Genomic DNA, 25176 nt, shown 5'->3' with positions numbered 1-25176 from the left:
GCAGGAATCGAGAAACAGGAGGGAACGGAATGGACAAATTACGTTATCCAATTGGAAGATACTCGTTTGAGGGAATGACCGTTAAGCATCGTGAGCAATGGATTGCTGACATGGAGAAGCTACCCTCGCAGCTCGCGGCTGCACTGTCAGATTTAGATGAGACACAGTTAGATACCCCTTATCGAAGCGGCGGGTGGACGGTGCGCCAGGTGGTTCATCATCTTGCCGATGCTTCAATCAATTCTTTCGGGCGATTTAAGCTTGCGCTCACTGAGGCCAATCCGACAATAAAGCCTTTTAATGCGGACCGCTGGGCGGAAACCGCGGATAGCTTGCAGGCATCACCTAGTACGAGCGCAGCAATTATTGAAGGCATATATGCAAGATGGGTATTGCTGCTTCGTTCGATGGAGTCTGCTGATTTTGAAAGAATGTTCTATCACCCTGAGAAGGGCAGCCAGATTGGCCTAGCTTATTTTCTTGGTTATGTATCGTGGCATGGAAGGCATCATGTTGCTCATATTACGAGCTTAAGAGAACGGAAGGATTGGTAGCTTAAGCAGTTGTTCAGCATGAGGCGTCCAGTAGAAGCAGCTTCTTTGGAATAGGAGATATACCATGTTAAAAGGAAAATCAATTATACTCGGCATTACAGGCGGAATTGCAGCCTATAAAGGCGCCGCGCTCTGCAGCAAGCTGGTGCAGGCGGGTGCTAAGGTTAATGTTATTATGACAGAATCGGCTGCTAAGTTTATTACCCCATTAACCTTACAAACACTTTCACGCAATCCGGTTCATATAGATACCTTTGACGAAAGAGACCCTGGAGTCGTATCCCATATCGATTTGGCCGACCATGCTGATTTAATTGTTATCGCTCCTGCAACTGCAAATGCGATGGCGAAGCTGGCAGGAGGGCATGCGGATGATATGCTCAGCACCACGCTGCTGGCGGCGACTTGTCCCATTCTGATTGCACCGGCTATGAACGTGCATATGTACGAGCATCCTGCTGTTGTTCATAATATGGAGCTGCTGGCTTCGCGCGGCGCTATGTTTGTAGAGCCGGGAACGGGGCAGCTTGCGTGCGGTTATGTCGCGAAGGGAAGGCTTGCAGAGCCGGAGGACATTATGGCGGCAATCGAAGCGTGGTTTGTTCGAGGGGGCATGCTTGCTGGAAAGCGGGTGCTAGTAACTGCGGGCGGTACGATGGAACGGCTTGATCCTGTCCGCTACTTAACGAATGATTCCTCCGGCAAAATGGGCTTTGCTATTGCGGAAGCGGCGCAGCTGATGGGAGCCGATGTGACGTTAGTTGCAGGCCGTACTTCTGTTGCGCCACCCGCTGGGGTTCGGCTTATCCGTGTCGAATCGGCGCAGCAAATGCTGGATGCAGTAATGGATGTTTTTGAGGAGTCCGATATTGTAGTGAAATCTGCAGCTGTTGCCGACTACAGGGCGGTAGACATTAGCGATCAGAAGCTGAAGAAGAGCGGAGAGCGGCTTGTGCTTGAACTTGAGCGGACGACGGATATTCTAGAGACGCTCGGCAAGCGCAAGAGCCGTCAGTTTCTGGTTGGGTTTGCCGCAGAAACGGAGCAGGTAGAACATTATGCGATGGACAAGCTGCAGCGCAAGAATTGCGATCTCATCGTTGCTAATGATGTGAGCAGAGAGGGCGCTGGCTTTAACGGAGATACGAATATTGTACAGGTGTTTGGCGCGGAGGGTCTTATCGTATCCTTGCCGATCCTGTCCAAGCGTGAGGTTGCGAATTGCTTGCTGGAGCTGATTGCCGGGCGGCTAGCCTCTGTGGAGGGTACGGCGCATGATAGCTAAAGTTATTGTTGACGTGCCGAGCCGCCAGACGGATCGGCCGTTTGACTATAAGGTCCCTTCCGCGATGGAGGACTGGGTTGAAGTAGGCAGCCGCGTCGGCGTTCCCTTCGGAGGCCGGGTGCTGCAGGGCTTTGTTACAGCGCTAGGGGAGACGACTGACATTGACTCCAAGCGGCTGAAGCCTATATCTGAGCTGCTGGACCATGTGCCGCCATTGCTGCCGGATTTAATTGAACTGGCAAAGTGGATGAGCGATAAGTATTGCTGTTCATGGACCACTGCCCTGCAGGCTATGATACCTGGCGCTTTGAAAGGAAAAGCGGAGAGGCTTATCGGCATTGAGGATGAAGAGGCTGCGGCAGAAGAGCTTCCTGAGCAATTATTAGAATGGATAGGCGCAAGCGGTCGGCTGGTTAAACTGGAGGCACTGCTGGAGCGGTTTCCTGAGCATGCAAAGCTCATAAAGAATGCTTTGCGTGAAGGCGTCCTGGTGGAGCATACGTCAATTCGTGACCGATTGGCGATTCGCAAAGTGTTGACGGTATTTGTTCCGCCTGATGCGGAGGCGGTGCGAGCATCTATGGAAGCCTTGTCTACGCGAGCGGCTAAGCAGCGCGAGGTGCTCGCGTATATGCTGGATCATGGCGGTCCTTTGCCTATGCAGATGCTGTTAGCAGAAACAGGCGGCTCTGCAGCCAGTGTGCGCTCGTTAGCCGATAAGGGGCTGCTGGAGCTGCGTGAGATCGAGCAGCAGCGTGATCCTTATGCAGGGCGCGAGTTTGTGCGTACAACACCATTAGCGCTGACTGAGGGGCAGGAGGATGTGTATGACCGCATTTCGAGGGCCGTTGACGCAGGCGAGCCGCAGACGATGCTCCTGCATGGCGTAACGGGCAGCGGCAAAACGGAAGTGTATTTGCAGTCGATTCAATTTTGCTTGGAGCAGGGGAAGCAAGCGATTGTGCTCGTCCCGGAAATATCGCTTACTCCGCAAATGGTGGAGCGATTTAAAGGGAGATTCGGGGATGCAGTTGCAGTGCTCCATAGCAGGCTGTCTAACGGCGAGCGATATGATGAATGGCGCAAAATTCGCAGCCGGCAGGTGCAGGTTGCCATTGGAGCGAGATCTGCCATTTTCGCCCCGTTTGAGCGTATCGGGCTTATCATAATAGACGAAGAACATGAATCCTCCTACAAACAAGAGGAAAGCCCCAAATATCATGCGCGCGATGTTGCGGTGCGAAGGGCGAAGCAGCATGGTTCGGCTGTCGTGCTTGGTTCGGCGACGCCTTCCCTAGAATCTTTTGCAGCAGCAAATCGCCCTTTAACGGCTCGTGATCAGGGCCGCGAGCCAGCTCTGCTGCCTATGCCGGACAGGGTTGGCGGAAGGCCGCTACCGCCAGTAACGGTTATTGATATGCGCGAAGAGTTGAAGGAAGGGAACCGCTCGATGTTCAGCCGTCTGCTTCACAGCTCGCTTGCAGAACGGCTGGAGCGCGGGGAGCAATCGGTCCTGCTGCTCAATCGGCGGGGCTACTCGACATTCGTCATGTGCCGCTCCTGCGGCTATACGGCCGCATGCCCTCACTGCGACATTTCGCTTACCTATCATCAGAAATCACGAGCGCTTCGCTGTCATTATTGCGGACATGCAGAGCAAGCGCCAACCACTTGTCCGTCTTGTCAAAGCGAGCATATTCGGTATTTTGGCACAGGCACACAGCGCGTTGAGGAGGAGCTGTCCAAGCTGTTTCCAGGCATTCGTGTTATTCGTATGGATGTGGATACTACTACGGAAAAAAACTCGCACGAGAAGCTGCTTAAGCAATTCGGAGACCGTAAAGCTGACGTGCTATTGGGTACTCAAATGGTTGCAAAAGGGCTGGATTTCCCATATGTTACACTAGTAGGCGTCATAGCAGCTGATACGTCGCTTAACTTGCCTGATTTCCGCGCTGCGGAGCGAACTTTTCAATTGCTTACCCAGGTTGCTGGACGCGCAGGGCGGCATCATTTGCCGGGCGAAGTTGTTGTACAAACCTATGCGCCGGAACATTACGCTGTCATAGCCGCGCAGCAGCATGATTATGCGGCATTTGTAAGTGAAGAGCTGAGGCATAGAGGCGCCATGAGCTATCCGCCGTATTGCAGGCTCATCCTGGTCACCATGTCGCATGAGCAGCTTCCGCTCTTATCATCTGTCTGTGAACAATTCGCATCGGAGCTTCGGGAGATTGCCGAGCATGAAGGCGTGCTGCTGCCGTTAAACAGCGGTTTTGGCAGAGCGCTGGAGGTGCTTGGACCGGTGTCGTCGCCGATTTCAAGAATGAAAGATCGCTACCGTTTTCAATGTGTGATAAAATATCGTGGGAACATTGATGCCTCAGCCCTTGTGCGCAAGGCGTTAGTGCCGTTTACGGACGGTCCGCCGCAGCGGCAGGTGCAGTTCAGTGTTGACGTCGACCCTCAAGTTATATTATAAATAAGGATTACTATTTTAATGATCGTAAAGGAAGGGAATACAATGAGTATCCGTATAATTGTGAAAGAGCCTGATCCGGTATTGCGGGAAGTGGCTAAGGAAGTTACGAAATTTAATTCAAATCTGCAAAAGCTGCTGAAGGATATGGCAGAAACGATGTATGATGCAGAAGGCGTCGGTCTTGCCGCGCCGCAAATCGGCATTTCCAAGCGTGTGATCGTGGTGGATGTCGGTGATGAGAACGGCTTGGTTGAAATGGTTAATCCCGTCATTGTTGAACAGGAAGGCAAGCAGCTCGGACCAGAAGGCTGCCTCAGCATTCCAAATCTGAACGGTGATGTGCTGCGCGCAGACCGCGTTGTAGTAACAGGTCAGGATAGCAGCGGTCAAACGTTTACTGTAGAAGCTAACGGTTATTTCGCGCGGGCTTTTCAACATGAAATCGATCATTTGAATGGGATATTGTTTACCGATTTGGCGGAAAGCATCTACGACATTTCGGAAAGACAGAAAAAAGGCGGCGAATAGCTTCATGCGTATCGTATTTATGGGAACGCCGGAATTTGCCGTTCCCTCTTTGAAACTGCTCTTGGAGCAGAAATACAATGTTGTTGCTGTGGTGACACAGCCGGATCGCCCGAAGGGCCGCAAAAAAACGTTGACGCCGCCGCCTGTAAAGGAAGCGGCGTTGTCGTTCGGATTGCCTGTGCTGCAGCCTGAACGCATGAGGAGCGCGGAAGCGGTTGGTGCTTTGGAGCAGCTGCAGCCGGATCTTATCGTTACGGCAGCCTATGGTCAAATTTTGCCGAAGGCGCTGCTGGACATTCCGCGTCTTGGATGCATTAATGTACACGGCTCGCTGCTTCCTAAATATCGGGGAGGCGCTCCGATTCAGCGCTCTATTATTAATGGCGAGAATAAGACAGGCGTTACGATCATGTATATGGCTGAAGGATTAGATACCGGTGATATGATTAGTGTGGTAGAACTTCCGATAACCGATGAGGATACATCGGGAACGATGTTCGAGAAGCTGAGCATAGCTGGAGCTGAGCTTCTTGGCGCAACATTGCCGTCTATTATTGCAGGCGAGGCGAAAGCCGTGCCGCAGCGTAATGAGGATGCGACATACGCCCCGAATTTGACGCGCGATGACGAACATATAGATTGGAGCAAATCAGCGCGTGCTTTATTTAATCAAGTGCGCGGTCTGTCTCCGATGGCCGGGGCGTTCACTTATTTGAATGGTGAAGTGTTCAAAATTTGGAATTGCGAAGAGCTTGGCAACGGTGCTGCGAAAGCGTCCGCGAAAGCTCCTGGCACCGTTATTGCAGCCGATAACAACGGAATTCAAGTACAGACCGGAGCAGGAATATTAGTTCTCAAAAACATTCAGCCCGCGGGCAAAAAACCGATGAACGCGGCGGAATGGCTTAAAGGCTCCAGGCTTGAAGCGGGCACGCTGCTTGGCGATGGAGGTACGGTATGACCGAGAAAAGTAAAGACAGACCAAGCGGCGGCAGCTCAGGCTCGAGTCGTAATGCTGCGCAGGCAGCCAGAAAACCAAAACAACACACCACCCGTGGAAACAGGTCTAATCAAGCGAAGCAGCCTATACAGCAAGCTTCGCGTAAAGTGAAATCACCGCGCGAGCTAGCGATGGATGCGCTGGTTAAGGTAGCTGAAACGGGAGCATACAGCAATTTGCAGCTTAATCGGACACTTCAGGATGCAAATCTTCAGCGCGCTGACGCTGGATTAGTCACAGAGCTTGTTTATGGGACGATCCAGCGGCAGGCTACACTTGATTATTGGCTCAGCCGTTTTGTTTCCAAAGGATTACATAAGCTGGATCCTTGGGTGCACCAATTGCTGCGTATGAGCGCCTATCAGCTGCTGTATCTGGATCGCATCCCGGCGCATGCCGCGGTTAATGAAGCTGTTACAATAGCGAAAAAACGCGGCCATTCCGGTATTTCGGGCATGGTAAACGGCGTTTTGCGCAGCGTTGATCGAAGCCGTTCAGAGCTTCAAGCATCTGAGATTAAGCATGCCGATCCTATTATGCAGATAGCACTCCGTCACTCCTATCCGGAATGGCTTGTGAGCAGATGGGTGAAGGCATACGGCGCAGAGATGACTGAAGCCATATGCGCAGCCGGCAATGAGCACCCGCATTCAAGCGTTCGGGTTAACAGGCTGCGCGGCAACCGCGAGGAAGTAATCGAGCTTCTGAAAGCAGCGGGCTGTGATGCTGAACCATCAGCAGTTGCTCCAGCAGGCATAGCGATTATTCGCGGCGGCAATCTCGCAGATACAGACGGATATCGCAATGGGCTATGGAGTGTACAGGATGAGAGCTCCATGCTCGTTGCCGAAGTTGTTGCACCGCAAGCCGGGATGCAGGTTCTGGATTGCTGTGCCGCACCAGGCGGAAAGAGCGCTCATCTTGCAGAGCTCATGGACGGCAAGGGGAAAGTGTGGGCTAATGATTTGCATGCTCACAAGCGTGATTTAATCGTCATGCAGACCGAACGTTTAAAGCTTCGCAATGTCGAGGCTATTACAGGGGATGCGCTTAAGCTTGCGGAGCGATTTAAGCCGAATTCTATGGATGCTGTGCTGCTTGACGCGCCATGCTCCGGATTCGGTGTGATTAGGAGAAAGCCGGAAATCAAATGGACTAAGACTGCTGGAGATGTAGCTGAAATTACAGCCTTGCAGCACCGTTTGCTTAATACCGTATGTGATTTGGTTCGTCCCGGCGGCGTGCTCGTATACAGCACATGTACGATTGAGCAGGATGAGAATGAAAAGCAGATAGCCCGTTTTCTGGAAGAGCATTCCGAATTTGAATTAGATCGCAATTGGCCTGAGGGTATCGTAGAGCAGCTGAAAGAGGCAGGCGTAATTGATGACCAATTTGATGGTCAAGCACAGCTGATGCCGCAGCATTTCGATAGCGATGGTTTCTATATAGCACGTATGAAAAAGCGTCCATAATCGGGCTTATGGTTGAACATGGACGTTTGTGGTAAAATAAATCGATGGCGGCGCGCATTAACCAGCTGACCGCCCTACTTTAAGGTACAGGTGTGATGAAATGAAACCATGTATATATGACTACACGCTCGAACAGCTTCAACAATGGATGGTGGAAAATAGCGAACCCGCATTTCGCGGAGGACAGCTGTTTGATTGGTTGTATGTGAAGCGTGTGAAGAGCTTTGAAGATATGTCCAATTTATCAAAGGCGTTGCGTGAAAAGCTCGATGAGCATTTCCAAATTATTACGCTAAATGAAATTACGCGATTTGAATCGAAGGACGGAACGGTTAAATTTCTGTTCGGCCTGCATGACGCGCATGCCATTGAGACCGTTATTATGCGTCACAATTATGGAAACAGCATTTGCGTAACGACGCAGGTTGGCTGCCGGATCGGTTGTACCTTCTGCGCCTCCACGCTTGGCGGTTTAAAGCGCAACCTTACTTCAGGGGAAATTGTCGCTCAAGTCGTTACAGCCCAGCAGATGCTTGACGCAACTAATGAACGCGTTTCGAGTATTGTTATTATGGGATCGGGAGAGCCGTTCGAGAACTATGATGCAACGATGGCGTTTCTTCGCATCATGATTCATGAGAAGGGTCTCAATATCGGACAACGTCATATCACGGTATCGACGAGCGGTATTGTACCGAGCATGTATAAATTCGCAGAAGAAAATACGCAAATCAATCTAGCGTTGTCTATTCACGCGCCAAATGATACTTTGCGCTCGAAGCTGATGCCGGTTAACCGTCGTTTCCCATTTGCTGATGTAATGGAAGCTTGTCATAACTACATTGCGAAGACCGGCCGCAGAATTACATTTGAGTATGCATTGATTGGCGGAGTGAATGACCAAGCCGAGCATGCGCAGGAACTAGCTGATGTATTGCAAGGCATGCTATGCCATGTTAACTTGATACCAGTTAACCATGTGCCTGAACGCAATTACGTTCGGACGCCTCGCGAAGATATTTTTGAATTCCAACGTGTGCTTGAGCGCAATAAAGTGAGTGTTACGATTCGCAGGGAGCAAGGGCATGACATTGCTGCAGCCTGCGGTCAGTTAAGAGCGAAACATATGGAATCCACGACGGGGTGATGATTGATTGTTAACGGCAAACCGCAGTGATATTGGACGGGTCCGACAAGTGAATGAGGACCAATCTTGGGTTAGTCAGTTGAATAATGGAATAACGCTCGCCATCGTAGCTGATGGTATGGGCGGACATCAGGCAGGCGACGTCGCAAGCCAGAAAGCAGTCGATGCTTTCCGAAGCATGCTGGAGCAGCATGCCGCCAAAGCTAATTTATCCTTGCAAGAAGGCAAGATGCTTATTCGCCAAGCGATTTCGCAAGCGAATGAAGCTGTATTTGAATTAGCTTCCCGCAATGAGAACTACCATAACATGGGTACGACGATTGTGGCTGCTTTGGTAAAGCAGGATAATGCCATAATTGGACATGTTGGAGACAGCCGAGCATATAAGATTACTGAGGGCGTCATCAAGCAATTAACAAATGACCATACGCTAGTCAATGAATTGGTTAAATCCGGGCAGCTTAGCGAAGAAGAGGCTGCTCATCATCCACGGCGCAATGTGCTTACACGAGCTGTCGGTACGGATGCCCACGTAGATATTGACGTTCAAGAGGTGGAGTGGTCTCCGCAGGATGTATTGCTTCTATGCAGTGACGGTTTATCTAACATGGTGAACGATCAGCAAATGCTGCAAACGGTCACGTCCGAAGAACTAGAATTAGATGCAAAAGCGGAATATCTCATTCAGCTGGCGCTGCATGCTGGCGGAGACGACAATATTACCGTCGTTCTGCTGCAGGAAGCTGCTGTCATGAATCGAGAGGGGTGACGAAGGTGATCGGACACGATTTAGGCGGACGCTATGAAATATTGACGCGCATCGGCGGCGGCGGAATGGCGCTTGTATATAAAGCGCATGACGTACTGCTCAACCGCAATGTCGCGGTCAAGGTGCTGCGTCAGCAATTTGTGCACGACGAGGAATTTATTCGTCGTTTTCGCCGTGAGGCACAATCCGCAGCAGCATTATCTCATCCAAATGTCGTCAGCATTTATGATGTTGGACAAGAGGATGATACGCATTATATCGTTATGGAATACGTTGAAGGCCATAATTTGAATGAGATTATACAAGAGCGTGCGCCGCTGCAAGCCGATGAAGCGGTGCGTATTGCTATGCAAATAGCGGATGCGCTTGATCATGCGCATCAAAATCATATTATCCATCGCGATATTAAGCCTCATAATATTTTAATTGGCAAAAACGGGCGAGTGAAGGTAACAGACTTTGGGATTGCGCGAGCGGTTACCTCGTCTACGATTACCCAAACCGGGTCCGTAATCGGCTCGGTTCATTATTTCTCTCCGGAGCATGCAAAAGGCATCAATACGGGAGAAAAATCCGATTTGTATTCGCTTGGCATCGTGCTTTATCAGATGCTGACCGCACAGCTTCCCTTTCTTGGAGAAAGCCCGATCAGCGTAGCATTGAAGCATTTGCAGGAGACATTCGAGGAGCCGCGCAAAGTCAATCCTCATATTCCGCAAAGCGTGGAAAATGTCATTCTTAAAGCGATGCGCAAAAATCCAATCGAGCGTTATGCCTCTGCGCATGAGATGCTGCTTGATTTGGAAGGAAGCTTGCGGCCAGAACGGCTAAATGAACCCAAAGTAACATTTACGAGTGTGAATGATTTGGAAGAAACACGGGTTATGCCAGCTATACGCGGTGATATGGCACCAGCTCTCTCGAAGGACACAAGCACTCAAGCAGCAATTGTCAGCCAAGAGGTAACGGGCTCCGAAACAGAGCTGCAGCCTAAGGCAAAGGGCTGGAAAAAGCCGCTTACGGTCGTAGGCGTTACACTGGTGATACTCGCGATTATTATTATGGGCTTTATCTGGCTGCTTGGCAAAATAGATGTTGCAGAGGTAGATGTGCCTTATGTTGTCGGCAAGCCGCTGGCCGAAGCGCGTCAGATGCTTGAAGCAGAAGGGCTTAAGGTAGAGGAGCCTGTTCTAAGAGAGCACAACAAAGAAATACCAATCGATCAGGTGCTCAGTCAGACGAAGAGCAACATGCGAGTGAAGGAAGGCTCATTCGTCCAATTAACGGTGAGTGCCGGGCCTGAGCTCCAAGAGGTCGGAAATTACGTAGGTAAAGCCTTGCAATCCATAATTGATGAGCTGGGCGCTGTCGGTATTACCGAGAATCAGATCGTTATCGACGATGAGGTTTTCGATGAGCAGGCAGCAGGAACTATTTTGCAGCAATCACCGAAACCCGGCGAGCAGTATAATCCGGAAACGGTTGAGTTTACGTTTGTCATCAGTAAAGGCCGCGAAACCGTTGAGATGCCTAATTTAATTGGTATGAAGCTTGATCAGGCCAAAAGTATGATTAAAGCGAAAGATCTGGTGTTGGCAGATGACGGTATATTGTATCAACCTAGCTTCTTGCACGATAAAGATGAAGTGATTTCGCAAGATCCTTTTACTGCCAATGATCGCGTGGTTAAGGGTACTAAGATTACAATAACAGTAAGCTCCGGTCCGCCTAAGGATGCGAGGGAGCATCAATTCAATATCGTGATATCGCCTGCTGTCGCAGGGAAAACCAGTGAAGTGCGCATCGTTTATTCCGATGCCCGCGGCGATGATATAGAGTGGGGAGTTCGCAAAATTAAAGATATGAGGACATTCCCGGTTGATGTTATCCTGTCACCTGATACAGAGGCGAGACTGACTATTACTCGTGACGGCAAGTTTATTGATACGATAACGATCACTTATGACGAAATTATTAAAGGATCAGAATCATCCACCTTGACCATTCCGGGTGAAGAGGTGCCGCCTTCTGATGTGCCGGCGCAAACGGAGGTTGAACCAGGCCATGAAGAACCAATCGAAGAACAACAGCAGGAGCAGCAGCCATAAGCTGAACGTGAATCAACTGCAAGGTGTAATCGTGAAAGCACTAAGCGGCTATTATTACGTGCGAGCCAAAGATGCTTCTGTTCTTACAGAAACAGTTCAGTGCCGTGCTAGGGGAGTTTTTAAGAATAAGGGAATTTCACCGCTTGTTGGCGATAATGTGATGTACAGCTTGACGGAGAACGGGGAAGGAACTGTTGAGGAAATTTTGCCTCGTTCTTCTGAGCTGATACGTCCACCAGTCGCTAATATTGATCTGGCGATTCTCGTGTTTTCGGTAACGGAGCCCGCTTTGAATTTGCAGCTGCTCGATAAGTTTCTCGTTCATATTGAACATGCAGGCATACCAGCTGTGCTTTGCCTAAGCAAACAGGATTTGGAGAATGACGGAATGGAAACGGAGGAGGCGCAGACTGCGGCCGCCTCCGTTAATCGTATTTACCGGGCTCTCGGCTATGAGGTGTTTGGGACTAGCTCCCGACTTGGCGAAGGGATTAAACCTTTCCAAGAACGGCTAAAGGGCCATCTTGCTGTATTTGCTGGACAATCAGGCGTAGGCAAGTCATCCTTGCTTAATGCGATCGTTCCTGGATTAACGCTGGAAACGAATGAAATCAGCAACCGATTAGGTAGAGGCAAGCATACTACGAGGCATGTGGAGCTTATTGAGATCGGAGGCGGTCTGGTAGCAGATACGCCTGGATTTAGCCAGCTTGATTTCCAGGAGCTTGGAATTGAGGATTTGGGCTATTGCTTTGTCGAAATGCGTGCATTATCACCAGATTGCAAATTTAGAGGCTGCACTCATGTTCACGAGCCTGGCTGCGCAGTACTCGCTGCACTTGCTAGAGGTGAAATCGATCAAAGCAGACATGATCATTATTTGTTGTTTTTGGCTGAATTGAAAGAGAAAAAAAGGAGGTACTAACAACTATGACTATTATCGCGCCTTCTATATTATCTGCTAATTTCGCTCGACTTGGCGAGGAGATTCAAGCGGTAGAAGCTGCTGGGGCGGATTGGATTCACGTAGATGTGATGGACGGACATTTTGTTCCGAATCTCACATTTGGTCCTCCTGTCATTGCTGTCGTGCGTTCTGCTACGGCGCTGCCGTTTGACGTACATTTGATGATAGAGCGTCCTGAGCAGTCCATTGCGGATTATATTGCTGCGGGAGCAGATCGGATTACGGTACATGCCGAGGCCTGTGTTCATTTGCATAGAACCATTCATTATATTAAAGAAAAAGGGCTTCCAGCAGGTGTTGCGATTAATCCTGCCACGCCGGTTTCTGTATTAGAGCCCATTCTGCAAGATCTTGACCTCGTGCTTATTATGACGGTTAATCCCGGCTTCGGCGGTCAGAAGTTCATTCCTTACTCGCTGGTTAAACTGCGTCAGCTGCGTGCTATGCTTAATGAGCGCGGTTTGGATGCTGTCGATGTTCAAGTTGATGGCGGTGTTAATCCAGCTACTGCGGGGCTTATACGCGAGGCTGGCGCTAACGTGCTTGTTGCAGGCAATGCTGTATTCGCTGAGTCGGACCGAGCTGCGGCAATTGCCGCGCTGCGTTAGGAGCCAATGCGATGAATGATCGGTTAAAGACGGCTCTTTGGGTAGTGGCCTACGCCTTTGTTGTAGGCCTACTTCTCACCATTTTTGCCCAGATGACTGAATTTTACAGGTATTTATTTTCGCTTTTGGCTTTATACATAGGCATACGCTACTTTCGCCGATTTGAAACGCTGGGCCTTCGCATTACCTTTTTTGCTCTAGCGATTGTATTTTATTTACTTACTACTGTTGTTATGGCAATCTTTATATATGTTCGAGAGAATCCCGCCACAATAACGGGCGTATAATGCGCTTTCTTCCCACACGTGCAATGGAATAGGACGGACTGACGACGCATAGGATGGATACATGAGCGTAGGTTCTTGTCACGGAATAATTCGATGAGCGTGTCTGAGGAGGGATGAGGCATGAAATTTTACACAATAAAACTGCCTAAATTTTTGGGCGGGTTCGTGAAGGCAATTTTGAACACCTTCCAGAAAAACTAAGTTCGATGCAGCCGGGCACCCCTACGGCCGTGATCGTGAAAAAGTAAAAGAAAAGCACCTGAGGCTCAGGTGCTTTTGTCTATGGCCGAAGCCACTCATTATACGCGGGTAACTTTACCGGATTTCAGTGCGCGAGTGCTAACATAAACGCGTTTCGGCTTACCATCAACCAAAATGCGAACCTTTTGCACGTTTACTCCCCATGAACGACGAGTTTTGTTGTTAGCGTGGGAAACGTTGTTACCTGAACCAGGTGCTTTACCTGTAAGAAAACATTTGCGGGACATGAACTACACCTCCTTTAAGTTTTGCGAAAGAAAACAGACTCCATTTGCAATGGCTTCGTTATGCGTGAGGAAAATTCATTCATAAGCGAAATAACATTTAAACACACTTGAATATCGTATCATAAACATGAGGACTGTTCAACCTAAATATGAATGAAAGTGTTTGCTGAAATGGGAGAAATGCGTGAATCTACACAGAAAACCTGGAATTAATGGGGGACTTCTATAAAGTAGCCGTTTATAGTACAATAATATATAGTCCATAATTTTTTCAGTAAGGGAGTGTATTTCCATGCCTCTGCAGTTGAGTACCGAATTAGGTTCCATATACGTAACCGATGAATGCATAGCTACTATCGCAGGCTCTGCGGCCATGGATTGTTATGGACTTGTGGGAATGGCTTCTCGAAAACAACTAAAGGACGGAATTGCCGAGTTGCTCGGAAGAGATAATTTAACCCGTGGCGTAGAGGTACGCAGGGAAAATGAAAATCTACATATTGATCTTTACATCATTGTGAGCTATGGAACAAAAATTTCCGAGGTAGCGCATAACATTCAATCCAAAGTAAAATATGTTCTGAATGACGTAATTGGTCTGCAAGTGGAAGAAGTCCACATATTTGTGCAAGATGTTAGGGTATCCAGGTAACAGGGAGGGAATTTTCGTTGGGTAAGCGTTCTATTAACGGAACTGATTTTGCGGCAATGGCACTGCTCGGCGCGGATTATTTACAGCGTAATGCGGAGCATGTTAACGCACTGAATGTGTTTCCAGTGCCAGACGGCGACACGGGAACAAATATGAATTTAACGATGACCTCTGGTGTACGCGAACTTCGCAGTAAGCCATCCGATAGTATTAGCAAAGCAGCGGAAGCGTTGTCCAAAGGGCTGCTTATGGGTGCAAGGGGGAATTCAGGCGTTATCTTATCTCAGCTGTTCCGCGGCTTCTCCAGATCGCTGGCTGGCCTAGAGGAGGCGAATGCTTCTCAAGTGGCTGCTGCCCTTCAGCATGGCGTAGATATGGCCTACAAGGCCGTAGTAAAGCCTGTTGAAGGTACAATTCTTACCGTCGCTAAAGAAGCAGCCAAGCATGCGGTGCAATACGCACGCAGAACGAATGATGTAGCTGATCTGATGCGAGAGGTGCATCAGAAGGCACATGAGGCTCTGCAGCGTACACCGGACCTGCTGCCTGTTCTGAAGCAGGTTGGCGTAGTTGATTCTGGCGGACAAGGCCTCGTCTTTATCTATGAAGGGTTTGTTCACAGCCTTTCGGAAATTGGCGGAAGCGGTCTTCATGATCAGGAGCTAATGCCTTCAGAAGCAGCGCCGCCCGAAGAGGTTGCCGTTCCAAGCGCAGCTCCTGCTGTACGTAAACAAGAGCCTGCATCGGCACAAGCGCGCTTATCGACGGAAGCTATCGAGTTTCTTTATGATATGGAATTTTTTATCAATCGCAAACTAGACGGGCATACAGGAATGTTTTTTGATGAATCCGCTTACAAAAAGGCGCTTGAGAAAGACGGCGACTCCATACTCGTCATTGCAGAAGAGGATATTATTAAGGTTCATGTTCATTCGCGCAAGCCTGGCGATGTGTTCAATTTATCTATTCCTTACGGCGAGTTAACCGACATTCATATTCTTAACATGCGGGAGCAGCATCGTGAACTGCTTGAGCATGAGCTTGAAGAGGTGAGCGCGGCAGATTACGCTTCGACTGAGCTGCTTGCTGGTCAAGCTATTCAAGGCATGCCGCCAGGGCAAGTATATGAATGGGCGCCATACGGTATTATTGCGGTGGCTTTAGGCGAAGGAATTGCAGATATTTTCTTGGAGAACGATGTAGACACGGTTCTGTCGGGCGGTCAGACGATGAACCCGAGCACCGAGGATTTCGTGAAAGCGATTGAAGCGTTGTCGGCAGAGCACATTTATATTCTTCCGAATAATGGAAATATTATCTTGGCAGCCGAGCAGGCAGCGGAGCTTAGCGAACGCAACGTGACGATTATACCGACTCGTACGATTCCGCAAGGCTTGGCGGCTGTTCTCGCTTTCAAAGAAGAGGAAACACCGGAACGCAACGCAGCTTGGATGAGGAGCGCAGCGGAACAGGTGCTTTCTGGACAAGTAACGAAGGCTGTACGGGATACAACAATTGAAGGTGTAGACATCCGCGAGGGTGATTATATCGGCATTAAGGAAAAAACGATTGTAGTATCCAAGGCCAGCTTGCTTGAAGCTTGTCAGCTGCTGATTACGAGCATGCTGGAGGGCGGCGGAGATTTATTAACCATTCTTACTGGTGAAGAAGCTGAAGAACAGGTGACAGCGTCACTTAACGAATGGGTTGCACAGCAGTATCCAGAGCTTGAGCTTGAAGTGCAGAATGGTGGACAACCGCTCTATCCGTTTGTTTTTGCATTAGAGTAATAGGCAATTGTTTGAATGTTGGAGGGGATCAATGGTGGGGAAGGTTCGAATAGTTACGGATAGCACGGCTGACATTCCGGCAGAGATCAGAGAGCGTTTGGGGATATCGATGGTACCCTTGAAAGTGCTTTTTGGAGAAGAGACGTATTTGGATGCTGTAACGATTGAGTCCAAGCAATTCTATGAGAAGCTTGCAGAGTCCTCTTCGCTTCCGACAACTTCACAGCCTTCGCCGCTGGAGTTCTCGGAAGTTTATGAGCGCTTGCTTAGTGAAGATGCTGATGCGCCGATTATATCTATTCATTTGTCAGCGGTGCTGAGTGGTACATATCAATCCGCCGTTATTGCTCATTCTATGCTTGAGCAGGAGTCAGATATTACGATTATCAACTCCAAATCTGCTTCATATGGTTTCGGGCTGCGTGTCATTAAGGCTGCTGAAATGGCAGAGGCAGGCGAATCGAAGGAACGAATTATCGAAGAAATGGAACGTTTGGCGCAAAATATGGAGCTTTATTTTCTCGTCGATACGCTTGACTTCTTGCAAAAGGGCGGCCGTATTGGAAAAGCTTCTGCACTTATCGGCTCTATATTAAATATCAAACCGATTTTGTCGCTTGATTCAGAAGGCGTTGTGCTTGCGGTGGATAAGGTGCGAGGCAGCAAAAAAGCGATGGCACGCATTATTGCTATGCTAAAGCAAACATACGGCGATGATCCTGTGGGTGTTACATTTGCATATACAGACCGTAAGGAAACGGCTGAGGAGCTGCACGAGCTTGTTAAGAGCGAGTTCAATGTGAAGACTGTCGGCTGGACTACGATCGGGGCTGTTATTGGAACGCATACCGGACCAGGCACATCAGCCGTGTTTATGTACAGGATGTGATTGTATGCTGAAATTAGATCAAATTTCTGTTCGGCAAATCAAAGGCGTGAGTGCTCCCAAGGAACAAGAGCTTCACGCCTTTGGCGTGCAAACAGTTGCAGATTTATTGGATTATTTTCCATACCGATATGAGGATTATCGTATTCGTGAGCTTACTGACGTTAAGGAAGGCGAGAAGGTGACTGTGCTTGGACATGTCCGGGGCGTGCCCGTATTGCAGCGTTATGGCCGAAGCAAGTCACGGCTTACCTGCAAGGTTGAAGTGGGGCAATGGCTGGTCACGGCCGTATGGTTCAACCGCCACTTCCTTCAGGATCAGCTTGTGCTCGGTCGCGAGATCATGCTTACAGGCAAATGGGAGCAGCAGCGTCTGCAGCTGACGATTTCAGATTCTGAATTTCCAGGAAGCGGAGGCGCGGCGAAGTCGGGAACGCTGCAGCCGGTCTATTCGGTGGGTGGAAGCATTACACAGCCGTGGATGCGGAAAACAATTCGTCAAGCTTTAACACAGTACGAATCGATGATTGAGGAAATGCTGCCGTTTGAGCTTATTGAGCAGCATGATTTAATGGCAAGAAGAGAAGCTGTACAGCGGATTCACCTTCCGGATGATACAAAAGAGGGTCAAGCCGCTCGCAAACGGCTTGTGTACGAGGAGCTATTTTTGTTTCAATTGAAGCTTCAAGCCTATCGCGCTCTTAATCGCAAGCGCACGGATGGAATCGCCCACCCGATCGGGAGCGAAACGATTCGTGAGTTTGCCGCAACTCTTCCTTTTGAGTTGACGGACGGGCAGAAGAAGGTTATTAATGAGATTTTGGTAGACATGCGCAGACCCTCTTGTATGAATCGATTGCTGCAGGGAGACGTTGGTTCGGGCAAAACGGTAGTTGCAGCTATTGCGCTTTATGGTGCTGTCCGCTCTGGTCATCAAGGGGCGCTTATGGTTCCGACTGAAATATTAGCCGATCAGCATATGCGTTCGCTTACGCGATTGTTTGCGGGTATGGGTATTGAGGTTGGCTTGTTGACTGGAAGCTTAACCGAGCGCAAACGGCGTGATTTACTAGCTGGCCTTCAGATGGGTTTGATTGATATTGTGGTTGGTACGCATGCGCTTATTCAAGAGGATGTATTCTTTCGCAGCCTCGGGCTCGTCGTGGTGGATGAGCAGCATCGATTCGGCGTCAATCAACGAAGTGTTCTGCGGCGCAAAGGAATGAATCCCGATGTGCTTACGATGACTGCAACGCCAATTCCAAGGACGATGGCCATAACGGCATTCGGAGATATGGATGTGTCAACGATTCGCGAACGGCCGCATGGACGCAAGCCTATTAAGACGTATTGGGTGAAGCATGGGATGATGGAGCGTGTGCTCGCCTTTATCCGCAAAGAGGTTAATAAAGGCCGCCAGGCTTATATTATTTGTCCGTTGATTGAGGAATCGGAGAAGCTGGATGTTCAGAATGCGATTGATCTGTATGTGCAAACGCAGCAATCCTTTCCTGATCTTCAGGTTGGCCTGCTCCATGGAAGGCTGACGTCTTCCGAGAAGGATACGGTAATGGGTGCTTTCGGAGCGAATGAAACCCAGGTGCTTGTTGCGACTACGGTTGTTGAGGTAGGGGTTGACGTACCTAATGCGACGTTAATGATCATTATGGATGCAGAGCGCTTCGGCTTGTCTCAGCTGCATCAGCTTCGCGGCCGGGTAGGCCGGGGCGAGCATCAATCGCATTGTATTCTGGTTGCCGATCCGAAATCCGAAACGGGACGCGAGCGTATGAAGGTTATGACGGATACGGATGACGGCTTTGAAGTGTCAAGGCGTGATCTTGAGATTCGGGGACCAGGTGATTTCTTCGGCACGAAGCAGAGCGGGCTTCCAGAGTTCCGGCTAGCGGATATGGTTGCTGACTATGAAGTGCTGGAGCTTGCGCGCGAGGATGCTGCGCTGCTGACAGAACGCGACGATTTCTGGACCAATGAATCCTATGCCAGAGTGCGCAGCGTGCTGCAAAGTGACCAATATTTTCAAGGAGAACAGCTGGACTAGGCAATAATTACGTCCAACCGGCATATAGTTAAGGGATGAAATTGCCGGATGGAGGTGTCTAGGCGGTGAGTTACGAAAAATACGGCATTCGGCCGCAGCTGGTCGAGCGCATCAAAATGAAATTAAAAAATCCTGTTATGAAGGATCGAATTCGTGATTTGCTTGGCAATGTGACGAAAGCTGATTTGCAGGAACGTCCAAAGGTTAGAAGGCTCGTTAAAGCGGCTGCCGTCATTTTGCAGGAGCAGCTTACAGATACGCAGGAGGACCAGATTGTCGCCTTCGTTATGGGGCAAAAAATTGATCCCAATAATACGTTTCATTTGTTGAAGCTATGGGGAATGTTTCGCTGACCGCTCTAGGTCGGCGTTTTTTTTTGCAATTGGCTATGAATCATTAGTTTGGCTTTGGAATTACCAAAGCTCAAGCTGCTCATCTGTCGTGTAGGAGTCAATTAAGGAGCAGTCGTCGTTCCGGACGCTGCCGACTGCCGGAGACACGGCATAAGCATCCAGCTCATCTGCATGATAGGGTCTTAGAAGCGGAGAGAGCGCATCTATTTCCGTGACGCTGCGATTTAGCCAAAGCTGCTCATCCTCGGGACGCAGAATGACTGGCATACGATCATGAATGGGTGCTATTAGTTCGTTTGGTGTCGTGGTCAGTATCGTGCAGCTGTTTATTTTGCTTCCTTCAGGCGATATCCAGGATTCGTATAGTCCAGCTAAACTGAACAAGGCACGGCTTTTCAGCACGATTCGCATCGGTTGCTTGCCGTTCGCTGTCGTCTTCCATTCGTAGAAGCCGTCAGCAGGGATGATGCAGCGCTTACGGCGCAGCGGATTTTGAAAAGCGGGCTTGCTTGCTGCTGTCTCAGAGCGTGCGTTGAGCATTTGAAATCCGATCTTCGGGTCATCTGCCCACGGTGGAATCAAGCCCCACTTCAGCTCGCCTAGCCGATTGCTTTGTCCATCATTAATGATGGCAAGCACCTGTTGGCTCGGTGCAACATTATATTTCGGACGGTGAAACGGTACGGTCGTCTCCTCGATCATATATCTAACCATGAGCTCCTCCAGTGTTACGGTGAGCGTATATCTTCCGCACATGGCTGCTCGCCTCCCAACCTAATTACTTGCTCTTATTATACACCTCGAAACGTTGAAACGCATATCCGTTGTACGGTATGATGAGCCGCTGAGTGGAGGATACTGGTAGTATAAGCTTAATTATTTGATAGTGCTCTGTGCATACATGACGTTTGAACAAGGGGGTTGGAAATGGGGAAAAAGGATGAACTTCGGATTCATAACCGCCGTTCATTGGGTTACTGGCTGAAGCAGCTGCTGGCACTGCCCGGAGCTGCATTTACTTACGCAGCAGGGAAATGGAGCGCCATGAGCGCATCGCATACGATGATTGGAGAGGCAGTACCGCTGCAGCTCTCTGCCTCCGCTGTAGCGAGGCTCACGCAGGCTTGGTCTAAGCCGGCTCCAGCTCCTTCTGTTGACGGTACTGAGATGAGCTGGAGCGAGGAGGAGATTGTACTCATTGAGCGGATTCGTGCGGAAACGGCCATAAGCAATCGAAATAATGTAACGCGTACCGAAGCATATCGATCCGTCTATTTCCGTACGCCCGAGCTGCACTGGGCTTTGCTCGCCCATCTCGTATCGCGCAACGGCGGTTGGAATATGACGGATCTGCAGGGGGAATGGCTGCCGTGGCTGCTTAGGCCGGAGCAGCGTGAGGCTGTATTTCAGTTTTTGGAGCATGCTAATGCCTATATATTTCACGATGCCTATCCACAGCTGCTGCTGTACGAGCGCAGTCTGCGCGAGGGCCGGAGCTTGTTTCATTTGCTCCCGGCACTCGGCGTTTCATCCTTTATGGCACCGGTTTGGAAGCAGTTCTGGCGAGAGCGCGACCCGGTGCCGCTGACGATCGCATTAATTGTGAATGAGCAGCATTACATTGAGAAGAGGATTGTACAGCAGCCTTACTTCCGCGAGAAGGTGCTTCATACGTTGTTTTTTGGATTGCAGTCTGTGCTGCAGCTGAATGGCGTTATTTTTCCTTATGAACATGGAGATGGACAAGGAAAAGGGGAGGACAGGACGGTGCTTCGACTGTCCGGGCTTATATTGGAGCGGTTCGAGCATTTGCAGGAGCGGATCGAATTCGGCAAGCAGCTGTACGCAATGCTGTTTGGCATTCCGCGTGTATATGGGGGTGCACGAAGCTTTGCAGGCGCTGTTAAGCATACCGGCTCGCGAGCGGACTATGCGCCGCATTTGTTTGCGCGCGTGCGCCAGCAGCCTCCGCAGCGCATCTATAAGGAGCGTCTGCTTGGCGGTCGGCTAAAGCCCGGAGCGGAGCCGCTGTACAGCCCGGAGCTGAGCGTGGCATGGGGCGACCAGACGCTGCCTCCTCCGGAGCATGGCGATTGGTTTATGTCAGCAGCAGATGTAACGCCTTATTTCCAGAAGCTGCCGCTGCCGCATTCTTTCGAAATTACGAATGAATACGGGCTGATGCTGAACAAGATCGAGCTGGCGGTGCTTGCGATGCAGCGTGATAAATAAAGCATAGTATGCGCAGACTCATTCTTCCATGTCGGCTCCTTCAATATCGCCAATGGCAAACCATTCGCCGTCGACCATGAAGCGGCCTTTCATCTGGTCGACGCGATCCACGATTCCGCTAACGATAAGCTCCTCGGCTGGATGAAAGAGGCGCAGTGTAACAGGCTGCCGCTGCTGTAGCGACTCGGTTACGGAACGGGACACTTGCTCCCATTCCTGCTCATCGAGCTCCACGCGCTGTCTTTGCCGCAAAGCCTTCTCATGCTCGTTAATGGCTACCTTGTGCTCAGGGAGCATCATGCGGCTGGACTCCCATAGACCGTTTCCTTCAAGCTTCTTTCTCATTTGTAATGTCCTCCAATTTTCTCAGAGCGGTGCAGCGCTTGCCCGGCTGGCGTAATCGAGACCGCTCTTAATATAATTGCATCTCCATATTTCTGCTTAATGGCATCTGTTGCTCGTTCAAGCGCCATCGTCTTATCACGATGCGGGTCAAACAAAGAAAGCTGGTATTCATCATCGCTGGAAAATTGCGAGAGGCTGACGCCAACCTTCCTGACGGGATAGCCATCCCAGTGCCGCAGCAGCAGCTCAACCGCCGCACGGTAAACCTGGTTAGTCACATTAGTGGGGTCATCCATTTTCATTTGCCGGTTAAATCCAGTTGGATGGTCATAGTCGGCTCCCATGCAGCCAACCGAAACGACGTGGCCCATATAGCCCTTGCCGCGGCAGCGCTGGCAGACGAGCTCGGTCAGCTCCAGCAGAACGACCTTGATTTCCTCCAGCTTCCCGTAGTCGCGCGGCAGCGTCATCATATGTCCGATAGCCTTGGGAGCTACGCTATGCGTGCCGGGCGTCACTGGGCTGTCATCCAGCCCATTGGCAATACGCCAGTACAGCTCGGCATTAATGTCCGAGTTTTTGCCGAATTTGCGGCGCATCAGCTGCTTAAGCTTCTCAAGCGGCGTCTCTGCGACCTTGCCGATCGTCTCCATCCCCATCGCGTTGAAATGCCGTGTCATGCGGCTGCCGACCATAAACATCTTGGCTACTGGCAATGTCCAGAGCGTCTCATGAAGCCTATCCTTAGTGAGGACAAAAATACCGGATTCGTTTTTTTTCGCAAAGTTGTCGCAGGCCGTCTTGGCCAAAATTTTGTTTTCGGCAATGCCAAAGCGCGTATATATGCCGAGTTCCGATTGAATATGGGTTTGAATATGATGCGCCAGCTCCTCTGGCGTTCCGTACAAATGCAGCGAGCCCGTCACGTCGAGAAACTGCTCATCGATGGAATAGGGCTCCACTAGGTCGGTGTACGATTGGTAAATGTTCGTAATCCGCATGGAAATGTCAATGTAGAGCTGCATCCGCGGTCTAATGATGACCAAATCGGGGCATTTCGCAAGCGAATCGCCGAGACGTTCCGCTGTCGTTACGCCAAAGGATTTGGCAATGGGACAAGCAGCAAGAATAATGCCGGAGCGGCGTTCAGGATCGCCTGCAACGACCAGCGGCCTATCGTGATATTCGGGGTGCTCCGCCTTCTCGACCGATGCATAAAACGATTGGCAGTCTGCGAGCATGATCACTCGATTAAGAGACATTGTGGCGCACCAGCTCTGCTGCTAACACATTTTCCATCAAAAAGAGGCGCTGTGCGCCCGAATCTATACAAAAAGCTCTAATATGTCCGTCTTTCACTGCTATCACCCGAATTCGGCGTTTCGTAAACTCCCCTTTTTTACTTCTGTAAATCACATCAACGACACAGCCGATCGCGCTGAACCATTTTTCCGATGTCATGATGCTCTCCTCCAATTTAAGAACGTTTGTTCTTATTATATACAGAACGCACGTTCTTATTCCATAGTTATTTTGTGGTTATTTTTTACAATGGCTGAGTGCTGTTACAAAGGAAATCGACTGCGGGTTCCAGAATATCTAAATAGATGATGGGCTGGCCTCTAATCGGTGCTCGATTCATAAGTCCATGAGAGTGCGAGAGACCTTTACAAGTTAGCGGACATAGGAGCCGTTATATGCTGCCATTCGCCCTGTTTTCGGTTGCTTGCGGACCTCAAAGCCGTTATTTGTGCGAAAAGCATCGAAAATGGTACTTGTGAGAGGGAATAGCGGAACTCATGTCCGTAACATTTCCTAATGCCATGAAAACCTGTGAATAACGAATCCAGTGTCCGTTAGCAGCGTAAAAGAGGAGATATGAGTTTTAGCTAGATACAGCTTACTGCAATCTTATTCATTAAATCAGGCACAGCTTCGAGGTAAATCCAGATTTAAAGTAGTTAAGGGGACGACATAGAATGACTAATGTGAATTATAAAATGATGACGATGTGCATGGTGCAGGACGGGGAGAAAGTATTACTTATTAATAGGCCGGACAAGCTGGGTTTTCCGGGATATATTGCGCCAGGCGGGAAGGTGGAATTTCCTGAGAGCATTGTGGATGCAGCCATCCGAGAGGTGAAGGAAGAAACAGGGCTTAAGGTAAAGGAAATCTTTTATAAAGGCTTGGATGAATTTTGTGAGCCTAATGAGGGCATCCGGTATATGGTATTCAATTATTTGGCTACCAGCTTTGAAGGAGAACTGCTGGAGAATCCGCCTGAGGGCGAGCTGTTGTGGGTGGATATAAAGGATGCGCTTCAACTGCCGATGCAGGATTGGTTTCAAAGACGATTTCCATTATTTTTTGATCCGGGAACGTTTGAAATGAGCTTTGTATGGGATGGAGAGAAGGATAAAACGTTGAAGGAAACGATAAAAACCTACAACGAAGCGATGATTATAAAGAGCTGAGGATGCGATGATATGTATATACCTAACCATTTTAAGATGGATGATCAAGCTGAGATATATAAATTCATTGAAGAAAATAGCTTCGCTATTGTTTTTTCTAATCATGAGGGAAGGCCTTTTGCGACCCATTTGCCTTTAGTATTGGACAGGCTTGAAGGATGTCTGTATGGACATTTCGCCAAACCGAACCCGCAGTGGGTGGATATCGAGTCGCAGGAGGTGCTTGCCATTTTTAAAGGCCCTCATTCTTATATATCTCCGTCCTGGTATGAGAGCGATACGGCTGTGCCAACTTGGAATTATATTGCTGTTCATGCTTACGGGATGATGGAAATAATAAAAGATTCGGACGTGCTGTACAGCACGCTGAAAGAAATGGTTCAAAAATATGAGCTTCCTGACAGCACGTATCGATTGGACGAGGTGGATCACGCATTCATTGAAGGTATGAGCAAAGGAATTGTTGGCTTCAAAATAAAAATAGCTTCGCTGGAGGGGAAATGGAAGCTGAGCCAAAATCATTCGGAAGAGCGCCGCAAACTTGTCATTCAGCAATTGGAGATTAGTCAAAAGCAGGATGCGCAGGAGCTGGCAGATCGAATGAAAAGATATATGCGCAGCTAAAAATCCACGGTTAACAACCTAAATTATATTGTATTTATTTACCATGAATGTTAAGGT

26 protein-coding genes are annotated in these 25176 nt (G+C 49.5%); 21 read left to right on the top strand and 5 right to left on the bottom strand.

Annotated features, from left to right (window positions below; all coding sequences use genetic code 11):
- The first annotated feature begins 29 nt into the window (after positions 1 to 29).
- The 13 genes from CEF13_RS17170 (at position 30) to spoVM (ending at position 13411) form a co-directional block, all read left to right on the top strand.
- Positions 30 to 554, top strand: a complete 525-nt coding sequence (locus CEF13_RS17170) for a YfiT family bacillithiol transferase (protein ID WP_102712328.1) — start codon at positions 30 to 32, stop codon at positions 552 to 554.
- Positions 555 to 618: 64 nt separating this feature from the next.
- On the top strand, positions 619 to 1839 hold the full coding sequence (gene coaBC, locus CEF13_RS17165; protein ID WP_102712326.1) for a bifunctional phosphopantothenoylcysteine decarboxylase/phosphopantothenate--cysteine ligase CoaBC: 1221 nt from the start codon (positions 619 to 621) through the stop codon (positions 1837 to 1839).
- On the top strand, positions 1829 to 4321 hold the full coding sequence (gene priA / locus CEF13_RS17160; protein ID WP_102712324.1) for a primosomal protein N': 2493 nt from the start codon (positions 1829 to 1831) through the stop codon (positions 4319 to 4321). Before coaBC ends, priA begins: the two co-directional genes overlap by 11 nt.
- A 42-nt stretch (positions 4322 to 4363) precedes the next feature.
- Positions 4364 to 4849 carry a peptide deformylase gene (gene def / locus CEF13_RS17155; protein WP_208414360.1) on the top strand — a complete coding sequence of 162 codons (486 nt, stop codon included), beginning with the start codon at positions 4364 to 4366 and terminating at the stop codon, positions 4847 to 4849.
- A 4-nt stretch (positions 4850 to 4853) separates the two neighbouring features.
- Positions 4854 to 5810, top strand: coding sequence for a methionyl-tRNA formyltransferase (gene fmt / locus CEF13_RS17150; protein ID WP_102712320.1), 957 nt, complete (start codon positions 4854 to 4856; stop codon positions 5808 to 5810).
- Positions 5807 to 7324, top strand: a complete 1518-nt coding sequence (gene rsmB / locus CEF13_RS17145) for a 16S rRNA (cytosine(967)-C(5))-methyltransferase RsmB (RefSeq protein ID WP_102712319.1) — start codon at positions 5807 to 5809, stop codon at positions 7322 to 7324. The genes fmt and rsmB overlap by 4 nt, the downstream gene beginning before the upstream one ends.
- A 100-nt stretch (positions 7325 to 7424) precedes the next feature.
- Positions 7425 to 8471 carry a dual-specificity RNA methyltransferase RlmN gene (gene rlmN / locus CEF13_RS17140; RefSeq protein ID WP_102712317.1) on the top strand — a complete coding sequence of 349 codons (1047 nt, stop codon included), beginning with the start codon at positions 7425 to 7427 and terminating at the stop codon, positions 8469 to 8471.
- 7 nt (positions 8472 to 8478) lie between these two features.
- Positions 8479 to 9240: a Stp1/IreP family PP2C-type Ser/Thr phosphatase gene (locus CEF13_RS17135; RefSeq protein ID WP_102712315.1), complete on the top strand. Its 762-nt coding sequence runs from the start codon at positions 8479 to 8481 to the stop codon at positions 9238 to 9240.
- A gap of 5 nt (positions 9241 to 9245) precedes the next feature.
- The gene (gene pknB, locus CEF13_RS17130) at positions 9246 to 11348 is read left to right on the top strand and encodes a Stk1 family PASTA domain-containing Ser/Thr kinase (RefSeq protein WP_102712313.1); all 2103 of its coding nucleotides are present in this window, start codon (positions 9246 to 9248) and stop codon (positions 11346 to 11348) included.
- Positions 11305 to 12273 carry a ribosome small subunit-dependent GTPase A gene (gene rsgA / locus CEF13_RS17125; protein ID WP_102712311.1) on the top strand — a complete coding sequence of 323 codons (969 nt, stop codon included), beginning with the start codon at positions 11305 to 11307 and terminating at the stop codon, positions 12271 to 12273. The genes pknB and rsgA overlap by 44 nt, the downstream gene beginning before the upstream one ends.
- Before the next feature lie 5 nt (positions 12274 to 12278).
- A complete protein-coding gene (gene rpe, locus CEF13_RS17120) occupies positions 12279 to 12923 on the top strand; it encodes a ribulose-phosphate 3-epimerase (RefSeq protein ID WP_102712309.1) in 645 nt (214 codons plus the stop codon).
- Between the two features lie 11 nt (positions 12924 to 12934).
- Positions 12935 to 13210, top strand: a complete 276-nt coding sequence (locus tag CEF13_RS17115; RefSeq protein ID WP_102712307.1) for a hypothetical protein — start codon at positions 12935 to 12937, stop codon at positions 13208 to 13210.
- 120 nt (positions 13211 to 13330) lie between these two features.
- The gene (gene spoVM, locus CEF13_RS17110; protein ID WP_010345573.1) at positions 13331 to 13411 is read left to right on the top strand and encodes a stage V sporulation protein SpoVM; all 81 of its coding nucleotides are present in this window, start codon (positions 13331 to 13333) and stop codon (positions 13409 to 13411) included.
- A gap of 98 nt (positions 13412 to 13509) precedes the next feature.
- Here the strand turns inward: spoVM and rpmB are convergent, their stop codons facing one another.
- Positions 13510 to 13698, bottom strand: coding sequence for a 50S ribosomal protein L28 (rpmB, locus tag CEF13_RS17105; protein ID WP_102712305.1), 189 nt, complete (start codon positions 13696 to 13698; stop codon positions 13510 to 13512).
- Positions 13699 to 13990: 292 nt separating this feature from the next.
- Here rpmB and CEF13_RS17100 point away from each other — a divergent pair, with 292 nt between their 5' ends.
- From CEF13_RS17100 to CEF13_RS17080, 5 genes are all read left to right on the top strand, one after another.
- Positions 13991 to 14350 (top strand): Asp23/Gls24 family envelope stress response protein, encoded by a 360-nt coding sequence (locus CEF13_RS17100; RefSeq protein WP_102712303.1) that lies wholly within the window; start codon positions 13991 to 13993, stop codon positions 14348 to 14350.
- A 56-nt stretch (positions 14351 to 14406) separates the two neighbouring features.
- Positions 14407 to 16140: a DAK2 domain-containing protein gene (locus tag CEF13_RS17095; protein ID WP_102716421.1), complete on the top strand. Its 1734-nt coding sequence runs from the start codon at positions 14407 to 14409 to the stop codon at positions 16138 to 16140.
- Between the two features lie 34 nt (positions 16141 to 16174).
- A complete protein-coding gene (locus CEF13_RS17090; RefSeq protein WP_102716420.1) occupies positions 16175 to 17029 on the top strand; it encodes a DegV family protein in 855 nt (284 codons plus the stop codon).
- Between the two features lie 4 nt (positions 17030 to 17033).
- Positions 17034 to 19088, top strand: a complete 2055-nt coding sequence (gene recG, locus CEF13_RS17085) for an ATP-dependent DNA helicase RecG (protein WP_166742721.1) — start codon at positions 17034 to 17036, stop codon at positions 19086 to 19088.
- Between the two features lie 65 nt (positions 19089 to 19153).
- Positions 19154 to 19441: a stage VI sporulation protein F gene (locus CEF13_RS17080; protein ID WP_102712301.1), complete on the top strand. Its 288-nt coding sequence runs from the start codon at positions 19154 to 19156 to the stop codon at positions 19439 to 19441.
- A gap of 60 nt (positions 19442 to 19501) precedes the next feature.
- Here CEF13_RS17080 and CEF13_RS17075 read toward each other — a convergent pair whose 3' ends face one another.
- Positions 19502 to 20197 carry an SOS response-associated peptidase gene (locus CEF13_RS17075; protein WP_102712299.1) on the bottom strand — a complete coding sequence of 232 codons (696 nt, stop codon included), beginning with the start codon at positions 20195 to 20197 and terminating at the stop codon, positions 19502 to 19504.
- A gap of 171 nt (positions 20198 to 20368) precedes the next feature.
- On the opposite strand from CEF13_RS17075, the gene CEF13_RS17070 reads away from it, so the two are divergent.
- Positions 20369 to 21673 (top strand): DUF2515 domain-containing protein, encoded by a 1305-nt coding sequence (locus tag CEF13_RS17070; protein WP_208414358.1) that lies wholly within the window; start codon positions 20369 to 20371, stop codon positions 21671 to 21673.
- A gap of 18 nt (positions 21674 to 21691) precedes the next feature.
- Here CEF13_RS17070 and CEF13_RS17065 read toward each other — a convergent pair whose 3' ends face one another.
- From CEF13_RS17065 to CEF13_RS17055, 3 genes are read right to left on the bottom strand one after another with little or no spacing between them, the layout of a single operon-like run.
- Positions 21692 to 22018 (bottom strand): YolD-like family protein, encoded by a 327-nt coding sequence (locus CEF13_RS17065; protein ID WP_102712297.1) that lies wholly within the window; start codon positions 22016 to 22018, stop codon positions 21692 to 21694.
- Positions 22015 to 23280 (bottom strand): DNA polymerase IV, encoded by a 1266-nt coding sequence (locus CEF13_RS17060; RefSeq protein ID WP_102712295.1) that lies wholly within the window; start codon positions 23278 to 23280, stop codon positions 22015 to 22017. The genes CEF13_RS17065 and CEF13_RS17060 overlap by 4 nt, the downstream gene beginning before the upstream one ends.
- Positions 23270 to 23479 carry a hypothetical protein gene (locus CEF13_RS17055; protein ID WP_102712293.1) on the bottom strand — a complete coding sequence of 70 codons (210 nt, stop codon included), beginning with the start codon at positions 23477 to 23479 and terminating at the stop codon, positions 23270 to 23272. Before CEF13_RS17055 ends, CEF13_RS17060 begins: the two co-directional genes overlap by 11 nt.
- A 518-nt stretch (positions 23480 to 23997) precedes the next feature.
- Here CEF13_RS17055 and CEF13_RS17050 point away from each other — a divergent pair.
- Positions 23998 to 24495, top strand: a complete 498-nt coding sequence (locus CEF13_RS17050) for an 8-oxo-dGTP diphosphatase (RefSeq protein ID WP_102712291.1) — start codon at positions 23998 to 24000, stop codon at positions 24493 to 24495.
- A 12-nt stretch (positions 24496 to 24507) separates the two neighbouring features.
- A complete protein-coding gene (locus tag CEF13_RS17045; RefSeq protein WP_102712289.1) occupies positions 24508 to 25119 on the top strand; it encodes an FMN-binding negative transcriptional regulator in 612 nt (203 codons plus the stop codon).
- Positions 25120 to 25176 lie beyond the last annotated feature (57 nt).

The organism is Paenibacillus castaneae (genome assembly GCF_002884445.1).
GTDB lineage: Bacteria > Bacillota > Bacilli > Paenibacillales > Paenibacillaceae > Pristimantibacillus > Pristimantibacillus castaneae.
Note: the sequence above shows the minus strand (reverse complement) of the source record. Positions and strands in the feature narration are given on the sequence as shown.